Origin of the sequence: Candidatus Poriferisodalis sp., assembly GCF_965205175.1 — a bacterium.
GTDB lineage: Bacteria > Actinomycetota > Acidimicrobiia > Acidimicrobiales > Poriferisodalaceae > Poriferisodalis.
This window is the reverse complement of sequence record NZ_OZ242038.1, coordinates 174,942-189,413: the sequence shown is the minus strand read 5'-3', so window position 1 is coordinate 189,413 and position 14,472 is coordinate 174,942. Positions and strand designations below refer to the sequence as shown.

14 protein-coding genes and 1 pseudogene are annotated in these 14,472 nt (G+C 65.5%); 8 read left to right on the top strand and 7 right to left on the bottom strand.

Annotated elements, in window-relative coordinates; translation table 11 throughout:
* Positions 1-53 precede the first annotated feature (53 nt).
* From ACOGI4_RS00860 to ACOGI4_RS00850, 3 genes are all read left to right on the top strand, one after another.
* Positions 54-1,382: a cytochrome P450 gene (locus ACOGI4_RS00860; RefSeq protein WP_419842070.1), complete on the top strand. Its 1,329-nt coding sequence runs from the start codon at positions 54-56 to the stop codon at positions 1,380-1,382.
* A 76-nt stretch (positions 1,383-1,458) separates the two neighbouring features.
* Positions 1,459-2,301, top strand: a complete 843-nt coding sequence (locus tag ACOGI4_RS00855) for an SMP-30/gluconolactonase/LRE family protein (RefSeq protein WP_419842069.1) — start codon at positions 1,459-1,461, stop codon at positions 2,299-2,301.
* Positions 2,302-2,408: 107 nt separating this feature from the next.
* Positions 2,409-4,100: an ATP-binding protein gene (locus tag ACOGI4_RS00850; protein WP_419842068.1), complete on the top strand. Its 1,692-nt coding sequence runs from the start codon at positions 2,409-2,411 to the stop codon at positions 4,098-4,100.
* A 162-nt stretch (positions 4,101-4,262) separates the two neighbouring features.
* Here the strand turns inward: ACOGI4_RS00850 and ACOGI4_RS00845 are convergent, their stop codons facing one another.
* The gene (locus ACOGI4_RS00845; protein ID WP_419842067.1) at positions 4,263-4,883 is read right to left on the bottom strand and encodes a DUF433 domain-containing protein; all 621 of its coding nucleotides are present in this window, start codon (positions 4,881-4,883) and stop codon (positions 4,263-4,265) included.
* A 658-nt stretch (positions 4,884-5,541) separates the two neighbouring features.
* Between ACOGI4_RS00845 and ACOGI4_RS00840 the strand changes: the two genes are divergently transcribed.
* From ACOGI4_RS00840 to ACOGI4_RS00820, 5 genes are all read left to right on the top strand, one after another.
* The gene (locus tag ACOGI4_RS00840) at positions 5,542-6,636 is read left to right on the top strand and encodes a Calx-beta domain-containing protein (protein ID WP_419842066.1); all 1,095 of its coding nucleotides are present in this window, start codon (positions 5,542-5,544) and stop codon (positions 6,634-6,636) included.
* A 191-nt stretch (positions 6,637-6,827) separates the two neighbouring features.
* Positions 6,828-7,316, top strand: a complete 489-nt coding sequence (locus ACOGI4_RS00835; RefSeq protein ID WP_419842065.1) for a hypothetical protein — start codon at positions 6,828-6,830, stop codon at positions 7,314-7,316.
* A gap of 548 nt (positions 7,317-7,864) precedes the next feature.
* Positions 7,865-8,548 carry a hypothetical protein gene (locus ACOGI4_RS00830; protein ID WP_419842064.1) on the top strand — a complete coding sequence of 228 codons (684 nt, stop codon included), beginning with the start codon at positions 7,865-7,867 and terminating at the stop codon, positions 8,546-8,548.
* Positions 8,545-9,060, top strand: a complete 516-nt coding sequence (locus ACOGI4_RS00825) for an RES domain-containing protein (protein WP_419842063.1) — start codon at positions 8,545-8,547, stop codon at positions 9,058-9,060. Before ACOGI4_RS00830 ends, ACOGI4_RS00825 begins: the two co-directional genes overlap by 4 nt.
* Before the next feature lie 71 nt (positions 9,061-9,131).
* Positions 9,132-9,620, top strand: coding sequence for a hypothetical protein (locus tag ACOGI4_RS00820; RefSeq protein WP_419842062.1), 489 nt, complete (start codon positions 9,132-9,134; stop codon positions 9,618-9,620).
* An 11-nt stretch (positions 9,621-9,631) separates the two neighbouring features.
* On the opposite strand, the gene ACOGI4_RS00815 is transcribed toward ACOGI4_RS00820, so the two are convergent.
* The 6 genes and pseudogenes from ACOGI4_RS00815 to nthB form a co-directional block, all read right to left on the bottom strand.
* Entirely contained in the window at positions 9,632-10,627 is a 996-nt protein-coding gene (locus tag ACOGI4_RS00815; protein ID WP_419842061.1) for an acyl-CoA dehydrogenase family protein, read from the bottom strand.
* A gap of 47 nt (positions 10,628-10,674) precedes the next feature.
* Positions 10,675-11,829 (bottom strand): hypothetical protein, encoded by a 1,155-nt coding sequence (locus tag ACOGI4_RS00810; protein WP_419842060.1) that lies wholly within the window; start codon positions 11,827-11,829, stop codon positions 10,675-10,677.
* Between the two features lie 38 nt (positions 11,830-11,867).
* Positions 11,868-12,432: pseudogene (locus tag ACOGI4_RS00805) on the bottom strand (UGSC family (seleno)protein).
* A gap of 93 nt (positions 12,433-12,525) precedes the next feature.
* Positions 12,526-12,888: a nitrile hydratase accessory protein gene (locus ACOGI4_RS00800; protein WP_419842059.1), complete on the bottom strand. Its 363-nt coding sequence runs from the start codon at positions 12,886-12,888 to the stop codon at positions 12,526-12,528.
* Between the two features lie 97 nt (positions 12,889-12,985).
* On the bottom strand, positions 12,986-13,645 hold the full coding sequence (nthA, locus tag ACOGI4_RS00795; protein ID WP_419842058.1) for a nitrile hydratase subunit alpha: 660 nt from the start codon (positions 13,643-13,645) through the stop codon (positions 12,986-12,988).
* Complete coding sequence (gene nthB, locus ACOGI4_RS00790; protein WP_419842057.1) at positions 13,608-14,393, bottom strand: nitrile hydratase subunit beta; 786 nt, start codon at positions 14,391-14,393, stop codon at positions 13,608-13,610. The genes nthA and nthB overlap by 38 nt, the downstream gene beginning before the upstream one ends.
* Positions 14,394-14,472: the final 79 nt, after the last annotated feature.

Below are 14,472 nucleotides of genomic sequence, written 5' to 3'. Positions count from 1 at the left end.
ACCGTGGACTGTTCCGTCGGCGGTCGGCGGGAGCGGGGAGCTGGGCTGAGGCGATGCTGATGCAATCGAGGCTGGTGCATGTCGACGATGTGGTCATCCACGACACCGAGCGGTATGCGGCCGAGGGGTATCCTTGGGCCGAATGGGACCTGCTGCGCGCCGAGGCCCCCGTCTACTGGTACGTGCGCGACAACATCGTCCCGTTCTGGGCCGTCACCCGTCACGAGGACGTGAAGTGGGTGTCGGGCCAGAACAAGACGTTCATCAACGGCGGCGGCCGTCTGCGTCTGGCCGCTGCGGACCGCGACTTGCGCTTTTGGGCTCGGTATCGCCGGCGAGCGACGGAGATCGGCTGGGATCCCACCGAGCCGCCGGACTTCATCTTCAAGGACCGCCCCGATCACTGGGACCTGCGTCGGCTGGTGGTGCCGGAGTTCACGCCGAAGGCGATGCGCGCCCGGTCCGCCTCGCTGGAGCGCCATGCGCGGCGCTTCGCGCAGGAGTTCGAGGCCAAGATTGCCGACGAGGGCGCGGCCGACATCGTGGAGGACCTTGCGGTGAAGCTGCCGCTGGCTGCCATTTGCGAGATGGTGGGCGTCTCCGCTGACGATTGGGCGCAGGTGCATGCGTGGACGTCGGCCTTGTTCGACGATCCGGACTTGGATCGGTTCTGCCTGCCGGGCGAAGCGCACGACGACATGCGAACACGCATGCTCCGCGAGTTCGACGCCTGGATTGGCGAGCTGATCGCTCGCCGTCGACGTGACGGTGCCGACGGCACCGATCTGGTGAGCATCCTGCTGCGGTCTGAGACTGATGCGGGGCCGCTGAGCGCGCAGCAGCTCATCGGCTATCTCCGGCTGATGATCGCCGCCGGCAACGAGACCACGCGCAACGCGGCCAGTGGCGGGGTAATCGCGTTGCTGGAGCATCGTGACCAGCTCGACCTGCTCAACGAGCGCATCGGTGATTCGGGTGCTGGCGATCCGGGTGCTGTTGAGACTGCGGTGGAGGAGGTTCTGCGCTGGACCTCTCCGGTCATTCAGTTCGCCCGTACCTGTACGCGGGACACCGAGCTGGGCGGGCAGACGATCAAGGCCGGTGAGCATGTCGGCGTGTGGTATCCGTCGGCCAATCGGGACGAGCGCCAGTTTGCTGAGCCGTATCGGTTCGACGTTCAGCGCACGCCCAATGACCATCTCGCCTTCGGCCATGGCGCTCACTTCTGCTTGGGGGTGCATCTGGCGCGTTGGGAGCTGCGGGCGTTCTTCCGTGTGGTGGCGCCGTTGCTGGACGGTTTGGCGCTCGACGGCGGCCAGTCCCGCATCGGTCATCTGCATGTCGGGCCGATCAAGCGCCAGATGGTGGTGCCCCGCAGCTGAGCGACGTTGCTGCACCTGCTGCGTTCGGGCCTAGGCGCGCGCAGCGATACGGGCGCGCAGGAGTACTGTCGGCGCCATGACGACCACCGAGGTAGTAGTGACCGGGCTGGCCTTCGGAGAGGGTCCCCGCTGGCACGACGGCCGGCTGTGGTACAGCGACATGTTCCGTCACGGCATCTTCGCCGCGACCACCGACGGTGCCGAAGAGCTGATGCACACGGTGCCCACGCAGCCGTCGGGCTTGGGCTGGCTGCCCGACGGCGACCTGCTGTTCGTCTCGATGCTGGACCGGCAGCTGCGCCGCCTCGACGCCGACGGCAACGAGACGCTGCACGCCGACCTGTCCGGCATTGCCGCAGGGCCGTGCAACGACATGGTCGTGGCTGCCGACGGCACGGCCTACGTCGGCAACTTCGGATTTGACGACGCTGCCGGCGAGACGTTCGCGCAAGCCACCTTGGCCATCGTGGGTCTTGACGGTACGGTGCGGCCGGGCCCGGCCGGTCTCGATTTCCCCAACGGCACAGCGATCGATGCCAGCGGGCGGCACATGGTGTTGGCCGAGAGTTTCGGCAGCCGACTGACAGCCTTCGAGATCGAGTCCGACGGCTCGCTCACCGGTCGGCGGACCTTCGCCGACCTCGGCGGGCGGGTGCCCGACGGCATCTGCATGGACGAAGCCGGCGGCATCTGGGCGGCCGACCCAGTCAACGCCAGCTGCATCCGCGTGGTGGACGGCGGCGAGGTGACCGATGTGATCGAGCTGGAAATGAACTGCTATGCGTGCATGCTCGGCGACGACGATCGCCGCACGCTCTACCTGATGACCGCCCCCACACACGTCCCGTCCGCCGATCAGTCACGCCCCGGCCGCATCGAGAGGTGCCGAGTGGATGTGCCCGGCGCCGGCCTCCCGTAGCTGCCGCCTCACGCGAGTTGCGTGTCAGCGTTTTGAGCGAACCGCATAACTTTGCGCTTCTGCGCAATCACCAACGTAAGCGCAAAACGTTTGCGTACACTCGGAGTGTGGACCAGGATGCGCTCCGTTCGCTGCTCGTCGAGGGCGAGACCTTCACGGTCGAGTTCAAGGACGGTTCGATCAACGACTCGGAACTCGTCGAAGCAGTGGCATGCCTGGCAAACGGTAGCGGCGGAACGCTCCTCGTCGGCGTCAGCAACAACGGGACAGTAGCGGGGGCTCCACCGCGCCACGGCACGAGGACCGATCCACGGCGCGTGGAGGCGCTGATCGCTAGCAAGACCGAACCAGCGGTACTCGCGGCCTGCACGGTGGAGGAGGTCGACCTTGCGCAGCTGCTGTTGGTGGTTGTGCCAGCAGCGGCGAACGTCGTCGCTACCAGCGATGGCCGTTACGTTCGCCGGGCAATCGACGTCCACGGTCGGCCACAGTGCCTGCCGATGCGTCCGCACGAAGTTGTCGCACGCTCCGGCAGTGTTGGTGCCCAGGACTATTCCCGTGTCGTGATGCCCCGGCTTGCCGTAGATGACCTCTCTGCCACCGAATTCGAGCGCTTCCGCGTGCTAGCGCGAACTCGCGGCGACGAGACCCTGCTGAGCCTCTCTGATACAGAGCTTCTGAAAGCGCTCAACCTCACCACATCTGATGGTCAGCTGACAGTCGGCGCGCTCTTGCTGTTCGGAACCTCGGACGTAATCGCCGCGCACCTTCCGGCCTATGAGGCAGGCTTCCAGGAACTCAGTGGACTGGAGGTTCGAGCCAGCGAGTCCGGGCCGGTTCCGTTGTTCCGGGCCATGATTGAGATCACCGACCGGGTCCAAGCGCGCAACCCGACCGAAGAAATCGAGATCGGCCTGCTTCGAGTGCCATTGCCGCGATTCGCTGATGTAACACTCAGAGAATTGATTGCGAACGCCCTCGTGCATCGCGATTATACCGCCAACGGTGCCACGATTATCGAGGTCACTCAAGATGCGCTCGTCGTCTCCAACCCGGGTGGACTCCCAGAGGGCGTTACGACCTCGAACCTCCTGACTACGCCGCCCCGCCCTCGAAACCCTGCGTTGGCTGACGCATTTAAGCGAGCCGGACTTGTCGAGCGAACAAGCCGTGGCATCAACCGAGCTTTTGCAAGTCAACTTGCCCTCGGCAAGCCAGCGCCCGACTACAGCAGGAGCACGCCGAACTCGGTTGTGGCACGGGTGCGTTCCGGTCCTGCCGACAAGGAACTGGCGGGCTACATTGCCCAGGCCCGCCGCGATGGCTTGCAGTTCTCGCTTGAGGATCTGCTGACGTTGCACGAGGTCAGAATTGAGCGGCGCATCTCCACGGCGCGGGCTGCAGAACTGTTTCAGGTCGACCAACACGAGGCGCGCGCTATTCTCAATCGACTGGCCGACCTTGGCTTGCTTGAGGCCCGAGGTGCCGCAAGAGGACGGAGCTACCACCTCTCGGCTGCACTGTACAACCGGCTAGGCGAACCAGCTCAGTACGTGCGGACTCGGGGCTTCGATGGCATCCAGCAGGAACAGATGGTGCTGACCTTTGTGACACAACACGGCACGATCACTCGACGCGAGGCCTCGGAACTCTGTCAAGTCGATTCCGAACGAGCCAGCCGTCTTTTGAGGCGTCTGCGTGACGAAGGCAAACTCGACATGCAGGGCGAGAAACGATCCGCGCGCTACATGAAGCCTGCTCTTCCTGTGTTGACTGCTGACGAAATCGACGACCGGTAGGTGTCAATGAACGGCGAAGCGATCGCCGTAGCAGCGCTATGTTCATTATCGCGATACACAAGCAAACAATGGCGAGACTGATACCGGTCTCTGACAAATGCGACGTTGACAAGTTCGTGTTCCGCCTGACGAGAGATATTCGCGTCCAAGCAGAATCGAGGATCACGTCGGGAGTTGCGCAAACTTGGCACAAGCCTCAACCCGCTTTACCGAAATCTCGAAGCCTCTGGCTACTTCTTCAGGGGAGTCTATCTCCAGGCAAGCAACAATCGAGCTGACAGGTATGCGAGTGCCGGAAATGACAGGCTCACCGAAGCAGATGCGGGGATTGATCTCGATCCACTCAGAAATATCCCATACAGATGCTTGGCCATCGATGAACTGAATTTCCTCCGCAAACGTGCGAATAGCGGACTTGACCGCAATCTGGCCCCTTTGATCCCCCACAATTTCTTCCAAGTGTCCTTCGAAGTCAATCCAGACACTCTGACCGTCTGTGAAAAACGATTCTTGGGCGAGCGGGTGCTTGAGTTCGGAAAAGCGTCTGTGCATCGCTTCCAGAACTTTGCGCACGCGCTGGAGAGAAGCACCCACTTCACTGCGGAAACGACATGCCATCTCCAATCCGATCAGATCCAGAAAATTGATGGTTGCGGACCCATGGCGGTGCTTTTCGGGGGACCTCACGACAACCAACCATCGTCTCACGTGGCGTTCAGAAATGTTGCGATTTCGGGAAACGATGTTTGTGGCTTGCCGAACCGAATAGATGCCCTCGTTCACAGCTGATTGCCCAAGGTCGGCAAGACTGTCTGTATTCGATACGGTCTTGCGCTAGTCCTCCGTTCATGCCAGTTTGCAACACGCTAGCACCACAAGTCGAATAGTGGCACCTCCCGAGCCATTGCTTGGCAACTCCGCACTTCTGCAGGTCGATACGCGCCACGATAGCGCATGGCTGGGCGATGCCCCGCGCCTGGCCCCAGAATGCTGCCCGCGGCGGCCAAGTATTGCAGCCCGGCCGCCGAAGCGGAGCCATGCTTGTAGCCGCCGTAGTGGAGCCAAGCACTGGAAGGATAGGTCGAGCCCCGTGAACGCTCGCACGATGCCTCCGCTTAGGCGCAGTACCGGCACTGCTTCTGACCGACGCAGGATCGCCGCCGCCACCATCTTCTCGCCGTGGCATCCGGCACGCACATCTGGCGCGTTGCTTCCGCTTGGGTGGTGCTGGCCGCCGCCCGTTTGACCGATCCGCAGGCGGCACCGTAGTCCCGTCGGGCCGCGCTCTACCGGCGGGTGCTTGGTGGCTGTCTGGTCCGGGATGCTGTGGGGCGGGGTCGGGTGTGAGTGTTGTGGTGTCGTGCGTGTGTGGTGTGGTAGGTTGTGTGTGTCTTGTTGTCGATCGTCTCCTGCGGGTTGTCGCGGGGGGGGTCAGAGCCTGATGTCTGGTTCGGGTGTTGCGGTCCGTTTGGGGGGCCGTGGTGTGTGGGCGGGTTTGTCGGCGGTGGTGTTGGCGGGTTCGTTGGTGGTCCTGTGGGGGTCGGCGGGTTCGGCGCAGTCGGGGTCGGTGCTGGTGTCGGTGGGGGATGCGAGTGTGGCGGAGGGGGGTGTGGGTGAGCGGCTGTTGGCGTTCACGGTGTCGTTGTCGGCGTCGCCGACCCATGAGGTTCGTGTGACGGCGTCGGCGGTGCCTGGCGCGTCGGGCACGGCGTCGCGTGACGCCGGTGCGGGCCGCGATTATGTGGGGTTCACCGGCCGCAGGCTGGTGTTCGCGGCGGGCGCTACTGGGGCTGGGTTGTCTCAGACGGTGGCGGTGCGGGTGTTGGGGGATCATGTGGTGGAGCCTGATGAGACGTTCATTTTGCGGGTGAACAATCTGGTGACAGCGGATTCGCGTGTGGGGTTCGCCGGCGGTCACGCGAGGAAGACTGAGGCGACGGGCACGATCGTGAACGACGACAGCGCCGACGACACCGGTGTGGTGGTGTCGGTGGCGGACGTGAGCGTGGCGGAGGGCGACTCGGGGACTGTGGAGATGGAGTTCGCGGTGTCGCTGTCCGCGTCGCCGTCCCATGAGGTGCGCTTGAAGGCCTCGGCGCTGCGGGGCCGCACCGGCGCCGCTGCGGCGTCACGCGGGCCGGGACGCGATTTCGGGAGGTTCTTGGGCAAGGTGCTGGTGTTCGAGGCGGGCGCCGCCGGCGACGCGTTGACCCAGGCGGTGACCGTGGAGGTGGTCGGCGACACGCGTGCCGAGCCGGACGAGACGGTGCTGTTGCGGGTGAACAATCTCGACACCGCGGATCAAAGAGTGCGGTTCGCCGGGGGCATCGCCGCAAGACCGAGGCCACCGGCACCATCCGCGACAACGACCGCACAGAACAACAACAAGACACCCCCACCACCAGCAGCACACCGACAAGCAGCACAACGACGACGACGACGACAAGCAGCACAACGACGACGACGACGGCGAAGCCGACTGTGGCCGCCAAGCCGGTCATCACCGTCAAAATCGACGGCACCACAGCCACCGTGACATGGACCGACGCCGTGATCCCAAGCTGCGAGGTCAACTTCTACGGCGTCAGTGTGCATGGCCCGTCCGCGAGCGGCTTCGATTCGGTTGTTCGATACTTCTCGGATGAAGCGTCCAAGACGAGGACTTTGGTTGTGCCCGCCTTGGTCAGGGGGCATAGGTACAAAATCACTGTTGAAGCGCGAGCCCTAGTGGACGCAGAGGACGCCGAGGGAGACGACAGGCATTGCGGCCCGCCAGTCACAGGCAATCTCCAGCTCTTTGTGGTTGATCCCACTGCCACCACCACGACTACGACCACCACTACGACGACTACGACCACCACTACGACGACGACTGCCCCCGTGCAAGAGGGTCCGGTAGCGGATCCTGTGCTGACTGTCACCTCTACGGAAAATTCGGTGACGGTGACTTGGACTGCTGCTGTCATTCCCGGATGCGGGGTCGGCCGTTACGAAGTGAGTCTGACCGAATTCGTCCCCAACGCGGCGACGAACAAGCTGGGCTTCAAGAGGGTCACCCCCGCGACGAGGACGGTCTCCTTCACCGGCTTGACGCTCGACTCCAGCCGACTTCACGCAGTGCGGCTCATCGCCTATCCACCCAGCAGCCACTGCCTGACGACCGTGCTGCGCGATCACGGCAATCCCAAAGCAATCAAGTACTTCCGGCCAAACTAGCCGTCCGACCCGGTCCCACCAAGGCTTGGCGCCTTGACACCAAAGCAGTAGTAGCCTCGGAACTCCATCAGAGCGTCTGGGGCGTGATCGCCCCGTGAGTTGCGGCTGCTCGCCGCGGCGCGGGTCAGCTCGCCCGGGGCGTGGCGGTGGAGGTGGCCGGCTTGGATGTCGGCGGTTTGGCCTTGGACGAGCAGGAACAGGGCTTCGCGGGCTAGGCGCTGCGCACCGGTCGGCGTCGTGGGCGGCCACCAGCACAGTATCGATGTGGTTCCAGCCGGTGACGAACGGCGCCACGCCACGCAGCACCCAGCAGTCATCCCCAGCGCGCTCGGCACACAGGCACGGCTCGGCCGCATCGAGAGGTGCCGAGTGGATGTGCCCGGCGCCGGCCTCCCGTAGCAGGCGTTGCCCTGTCCGGTAGCATCAGCGCAACTCATTGTAGTTGCTCATAAGTTGCTATAGGGTGTAGTACCATGCAGATCGAAGAGCTGCTTGAAGGAGACCTTGGCGCAGCGTCCGAGACTGCAGCTCGCTTGATGCCTGACATCGTGGCGGCGCTCGACCGGCTGATGCCACTGATCGCCGGCGGCGCTGATCGAGCTGTGGTGCGGCGCTACTGGGTATTCGCTCACGAGGCGGCGCAAGCGCTGACAGCGCTCCGGGCGCGAGATCCCGACATGCTGCCACCGCCCGGAGTGGTGTTCGAGCTGTTGCGCCGTGACATTGCCGAGCTGCCTTGGGTCGCCCCGTCGCTCGACGGAATGGGTCTTCTCACGGTCTTGGTTGACCGGCTTCGCGGCTTCACGGCTGGGCTTTCCCAGCAATGCGTTAGAGCGCGACCGGACATCGATGAACACCGCTTTCGCGGGTTTCTCAAGATGCTGGCCGAGGTTGAGCACGAGCAGGAACGCAGCGCGCCGCTGAGACGGGCGATGACCAATCTGGAATTGACGAGCGGCGATGTCGCGGAACTCATGGGAGTGACACGTCAGGCGGTCGACAAATGGCTGCTCGCAGGGCCGCCTGTCGACAGATCTGGCAAGATCGGAGCAGTCAGCGAAATCGCCGACATTCTTCGACACCGCTTGCGTGACGGCATGCCTCCGATCGTCGCGAGGCGACGGGCTGCTGCGTATGGCGGCCGAACCATCCTCGAGTTGATCGCCGCGGACGAGCATGACTGGCTCTTGAAATCCATCAAGGAGAGCTTCGATTACGCACGGGTCGCATGAGAGCGCTCACGACGTCAATCGGAGGTACGTACTACCGTGTCGCAGATCCTGACTGGTCTGACCCGCTCGATCCTTCGTTTGCATCGGCCGGTTTGGGCAGGCGTTGGAACCCTCCCGGACTTGCGTGCCTCTATCTGAACGCTGATGTCACAACGGCACGTGCCAACGTCTGGCGATTGTTCGTCGGCTTGCCTTACGGGCCGGAAGATCTCGAACCCGCAACCGCGCCGGTCCTCGTCAATGTAGCTGTGCCAGACGGCGAGGCCGCTGACGCTTTCTCCGACGACGGCCTCGTCCGGCTCGGATTGCCGACGAGTTTCCCTCACGACGGAGAAGGCGAGCTCGTTCCCCACCGGACGTGCCAACCCCTCGGACAAGCGGCATTCGATGCCGGACTCGATGGTGTCGACGCCCGCTCAGCAGCTGCTGGGGGAGTGCGTGAATTGGTGTGGTTCCCTCGTGGCCGACCCGCACAACAACTCTCGCGCCTCAGTCTTGATCAATGGTGGTGATGAGTTTGGCATGATTGGTGGACTCGGCAGCCGGGTTGTCCAGTTTTACGCCCGGGGGACGCAGCTCACAGATGGAACAGGCTCTCGAATGCATCAGCGAGGCGCTTGATGGTGTCGACGAGGCATCCACTGCGGACTTGCGCGGAACGCTGTCCGCGGCGAAACCGCTGGGCAGCCGCGTGGAGCTGCTCGAAACCAAAGCAGCCTCGCTGGTGGCGCGCCGCGAGCGTCACGGCGATAGTGGCGCTGGACTGCTGAACCAGCTCAGTGGTCTGTCACGCGCCGGTGCTGCTCGCAAGGTGCGCACCGATGCGCAGCTTGCGCAGATGCCCGCCGCTTCGACCGGCGTCGCAGCGGGAGAGATCAGCTTCGCGAACGCATCCAAGCTGGCACAAGCAGCACGTTCTGCCGGCCATCAGGCGGTGCAGGAATCGAGCGAGCTGATGCGGTTGGCCAAGACGCTGCCCGACTGCCTCCCGATGGGTCGATGGGGGCGTGACGGGCCTTGTCGTCGCCTGAGCGAGAAGGTAACGGCGGGGTGTGACACGGCTTACTCGTAGGTCGTCCGGAGTCAGGTGGCTGCGGCGGGGGTGGTGAGGCGGTGGAGGTGGCCGGCTTGGATGTCGGCGGTTTGGCCTTGGACGAGCAGGAACAGGGCTTCGCGGGCTAGGCGCTGCGCATGGTTGGCGAGCGTGATGGCTCGACCGCCGATTGATGACACCAGTGCGCTGGTGGCCCGGATGCCGATGTAGCCCACTTGGGCGCGGCGCTCGGGCATCTCGTCCACGCCGGCGGCGTACAGGGCTTGGCGTGCGGCGTGCAGCTCGGCATCCAGCGGAGTCGGACCCAGCAGTGCCAGCGCCCGAGATGCCACGCCGAGCATGAGTGCGCCGTTGGTTCGCAGCCCTCGCCGGTAGGCGGCGTGCCATTCGCCGTAGTCGATCACCTCGACGACATGATCGTCGCGCACGAAATGGCGGTCGAAATGCAGCTCGACGGTGACCGATGAATCCACTGCAGCCAGTCGCAACCGGCGCGACCGCAGTGTGGGTGCCTCGCACGCCGGCAACAGTATCCATACCAATCGTGCGGCATCGTGAGCGGCCACCAGCACAGTATCGATGTGGTCCCAGCCGGTGACGAACGGCGCCACGCCACGCAGCACCCAGCCGTCATCCCCAGCGCGCTCGGCACACAGGCACGGCTCGGGCCGCAGCACGTGTGCGAAGGCCACGCCTCCTCGCTGTGCACCTGTCGCGAGCGGCCGAGCCCAGCGCTCGTGAAGTGCGCTCCCCGGCGGCGTTCGGGCAGCGCTCGCTGCACTGCCAGCGTGCTGCCCCCACACGAACGCGGTCGTGAGGCAGCCGCCGGCCAGCGCTTCCATGATCGGCAGCCGCTCCAGCTCGTCGAGACCGCAGCCGCCCAGCTCCACCGGCGACCACAGACCGTAGAAACCGGCATCTCGCAACAGGTCCAAGCCAGTATTGGGCACGGTTCCGGCTACATCGACATCGAGCGCTCGCGGGAACAACACATCGTCGGCGAGTTTCCGGGCCCGGCTCAGCAACGTGGTGCAAACCGCGTCATCGTGCTGCGCACGACCGCTCGCGAAGGTCACGCGGGTGCGCCGGCGCGAGCAGCGTCCGCCCACGGCACCTCGCAGGCTTGGTTCAGCTCGATCTCGGCGTGGACCACCGAGTTGCGGTGCGGGCCGGCACACCACGACGGCATCACCATCGAGTACAAGCCCGAGCCGCCGGCTTGGAACAGCACGATCTTGCTGGGATCGGTCAGAATCGGCACCAGTTCGTCTGCAGCATGCTCGTCTTCAGCAGCATCTCCAGCAGCCGGCCTGTCCCGGTCGGCTGCGCGGCCGGCTTCTGGGTCGACAGCGAACGCCGAACTCACGTGAGCGAGCGTGGCAGCCGTGTTCACCGAGCGGGCAGCCAGTTCAGCCTGGACATCTTCGCGGTTGAGCCCCGCCCGAGCCAACACCGTTGCATGATCGGGGTTCACTATCACCGTCACCGCACCGTGGCGCAGGTGCGCGTTGTTGCTGCCCGGGTTTGCCAGTGCCGCTGCCAGCACGTTCAGCAGCCGGTCGGCCGACGCAGGATCGTCAGCATCGCCCGCGAAGATCACCGAATGCGGTGCCTCGGCGCCCACCACGACCACGGCACTGCGCTCTGGCCCATAGCCGTAGCCGGTGTGCAGCGGCTCGAACGGGCTGTGCTCGGCGTCCTCGGCCAGGCAGTAGGTGAACTTGCCCGGGTGGCCGTGCAGCGCCATGTCCGACACGCCCGGCCGAGCACCTCCGATGTTCGTCATCGCCAGCCGCAACGCCCGGCCGATCGACGCATTCGCCCGATGGCCGGGCCCGAGCGCTCCGAATCCCGAGACGACGCCGCCGCACTGGTGCCGTGCAGGTCCGCACACCACCACCAGCGGCGCAGTGCAGTGGGTGGTGCTCTGCATCTCGGTGAGGTCGAACTCGGGCTTGCACACCGCCCTCACGGCGGCCACCACGACGGGCACGTGATCGGGCAGGCAGCCGGCCATCACCGCAGCCGTCGCGACCTTCTCCACGCTGGCCACGCCGTGTGCGGGTCCCATCACGCCGAGTTCGAGGTCCGCGTCCAAGCCGGTGGCCAGCACCATCGCAGCCACTCGCTGCGGGGTCGGCACTACCACCGGCAGGCCGTCGGTGAGCCCGAGCGCGTGCAGCTGCTCGAGGGCGTCCGCCTCGCTGCCGGCTTCCAAGAGCGTCATGGGTCCAGTCTCACCGAATCGGCGTCATCGGCTCAGTGTCATGGACTCGGTTCGATGGTCCCGTCAGTCGGCGGTCGCACCGGTCAGCATCGAGATGATCTGCGGTGCGATGCCGTCGGCCACCTGGGCCATGTTCTCTTCTCCAGTGCCCGCCAGCGGATGGGGCAGCCGGACACGGGGCACGGCCGGCATGCCGGTGGCTGCGGCCACGAAGTCGCCTTGGGGCCAGAACGCCTCGGTCACGAGTGCAACCGACGGGATGCCGTGGCGGGCGGCGGTGATGCTGTCACGCACGGTGCCAGACGTGCAGCTGCCTCAATGGCCGTACGCGGCGACTATCGCGCCGCATTCGGCCCTGATGTCGGCCAGCATCGACTTGCTGATGACCGACGAGGCATCGCGCTTGTCGTAGCGGCTGAACGACGCTGCCGGCAGCCGTTGCGCCAGAGCCTTCTCGACATGATCCAAGAACCGGACGCTGTCGGGAAAGCCGTTCGCGACCAGCCCGATGGTGATCGGCTCGTCGAGACGTGTGCTGAGCGTGTACGGCGTCGGTGCAATTTTGGCTTGGCCGCGCGGATCGTGGAAGCGGACGGTGCTCATTGCCCCAGTCTGACACTCGTACCGGTGCAGTGCAGTGGGCGGCCGAGAATTGACGGAGAGTCGTCACGGAAAGTGCGCAGTTGCGGAGCGCTGTCAGTGGTCGTGATCGACCGGCCGAGCCGCGTACTGTTCGGCTCGGCCGGCGAGCGTCTGCGCCGTCACCCAGCCGCCGCGTGCGACGACGCGTTCGAGGGCTGTCAGCCAGCATCGGTAGTAGTCCCGCGGCTCGGGCGTGTCGTCATGCTCGGCGAGCGTCTCGGTCTCGGCTTCGGCGATCGCGCCGATGAGCTGCTCGCGGAACTCGTGCCAGGTGAGGTGGCCACCGTCGACCAGATCGGCTGCGAGCCCGAATGCCCGCGCTTGCCAAGGCTCGGAGAAGACCAGCTCGCCGTTGTCTCGTGGCGGCTCGGCGACCGTGCCCACGAGCAGGTCGGCGCCCGAGGCCCGGGGACTCACGTGTCGGCCCGCATGCGCGACGATCCAATCTGGCCGGTCTGGTCGCGGCCGTCGGCCCGGTCGATGTTCGCTGGCCGCCGATGCTCTGGTCGCTTGCTCACGGGCCGGTGGGGTCGCCGGCCCGAGCCACGCCGATCATCGAATCACGCGTCACGAGCGTCGCCAGTCGTTCAGCCGACCAGCCTTGCGTGCCCGCGGGCCGCTCTGGCAGCACCAAGAAACGGGTCTCCGAGCTGGAATCCCACACGCGCACTTCGGTGTCAGTGTCGAGCACCAAGCCCATCTCGGCCAGCACGGCTCTGGGCTCGCGTACCGCACGGGCCCGGTACTCCGGACTCTTGTACCAGTTCGGCGGCAGCCCCAGCAGCGCCCACGGGTAGCACGAGCACAGCGTGCATACGACCACGTTGTGGACTCCCGGAGCGTTGGCCTTCACCTCGATGTGCTCGATCTCCGCGCCTCGGATGTCCATGTCGGCCAGCACGGCATCGGCATCGCTCAGCAGCCGGCGGTGCAAGTCGGGGTCAAGCCACGCTCGGGCCACCAGGTTCGCTCCGATCATCGGGCCGATGTCGTGCTCGTAGCGCTGGATGATGGCGTCGATCCGCTCAGGGTCGGCGAGGCCCTTGGCCACGAGCAGGTCTTCGAGCGCCTGCGCACGAATCTCCGGCGAAGAAGCGTCGCGGCGACTGTGGTGGTCGCCGTGATGAGTGTGGTCGTCATGCACGGGAGGCCTCCTCGTCGTGCTGCGCTGCATTCGAGCCGGCGCTGCGGGCGCCGAGGGCCGTCAGATGGCACTCGTAGACGTCCAAGTGAACCGTCGTGTTCGGCTCGGCGTCGTCACCCCACAGCATCGCAGCGTCGAAGCCCACGCAGTACACGTGCTGGGGCCGTTCGCCCAGATCGTGGGCAGTGCTGTCGGGCAGCACCTCGGCGGGATGCAGTCGCACGACCGTCCCCGGCCTGCCCAGGGCATAGCCGGGCAGCCGGGTATGGCCGAGCGGCGGAAACGCCGTCGCGACCACGCGGTCGCCCACACCGAAGCGAGGCGGTTCAGCCAGCTCGCGCCGAACGGTGCGGCGTTGCGGTGCCGGAGTGGGTCGGTCCGCAGGCAGCGACTGCGGATCGCGCGCAACAACTGGCCCGACGCGCCGGACCGGAGACGCCTCGGATGTTTGGGCCGGTGTCATGTCGGTGAGTCCAGCCACGGCGTTGTTCATCTCCTCGGCGCTGACCACGTCGTACTCGGCCAGCAACGCCTCGAAGCCGGCCAGCCAGCGACCGAAGTAGCCGTGGTCGAAGTAGCTGGCGTAGTCCAAGCGCTCCAATGCGTAGCGGAATTCGCCCGGCCGTCGGGCTGTACACGCCGTCACGGCGCCGAGCAGGCCGAACACGCGTCGCTCCCAGTCGGCATGAAACGGCGGTTCATGCGGATCGTGCGGCACTGGCCCGAATCCGCGAGAGCCGCCGAGGTCGTGGACGCCCAGCCGCACCTGCTCCAGCATGGCAGGCGCGCCGCTACAACCGCGTACCGGTTTCGCCGCGGGTGGCTGCTGCGCCGCACCCCGCCAACGCCTCCCGAGT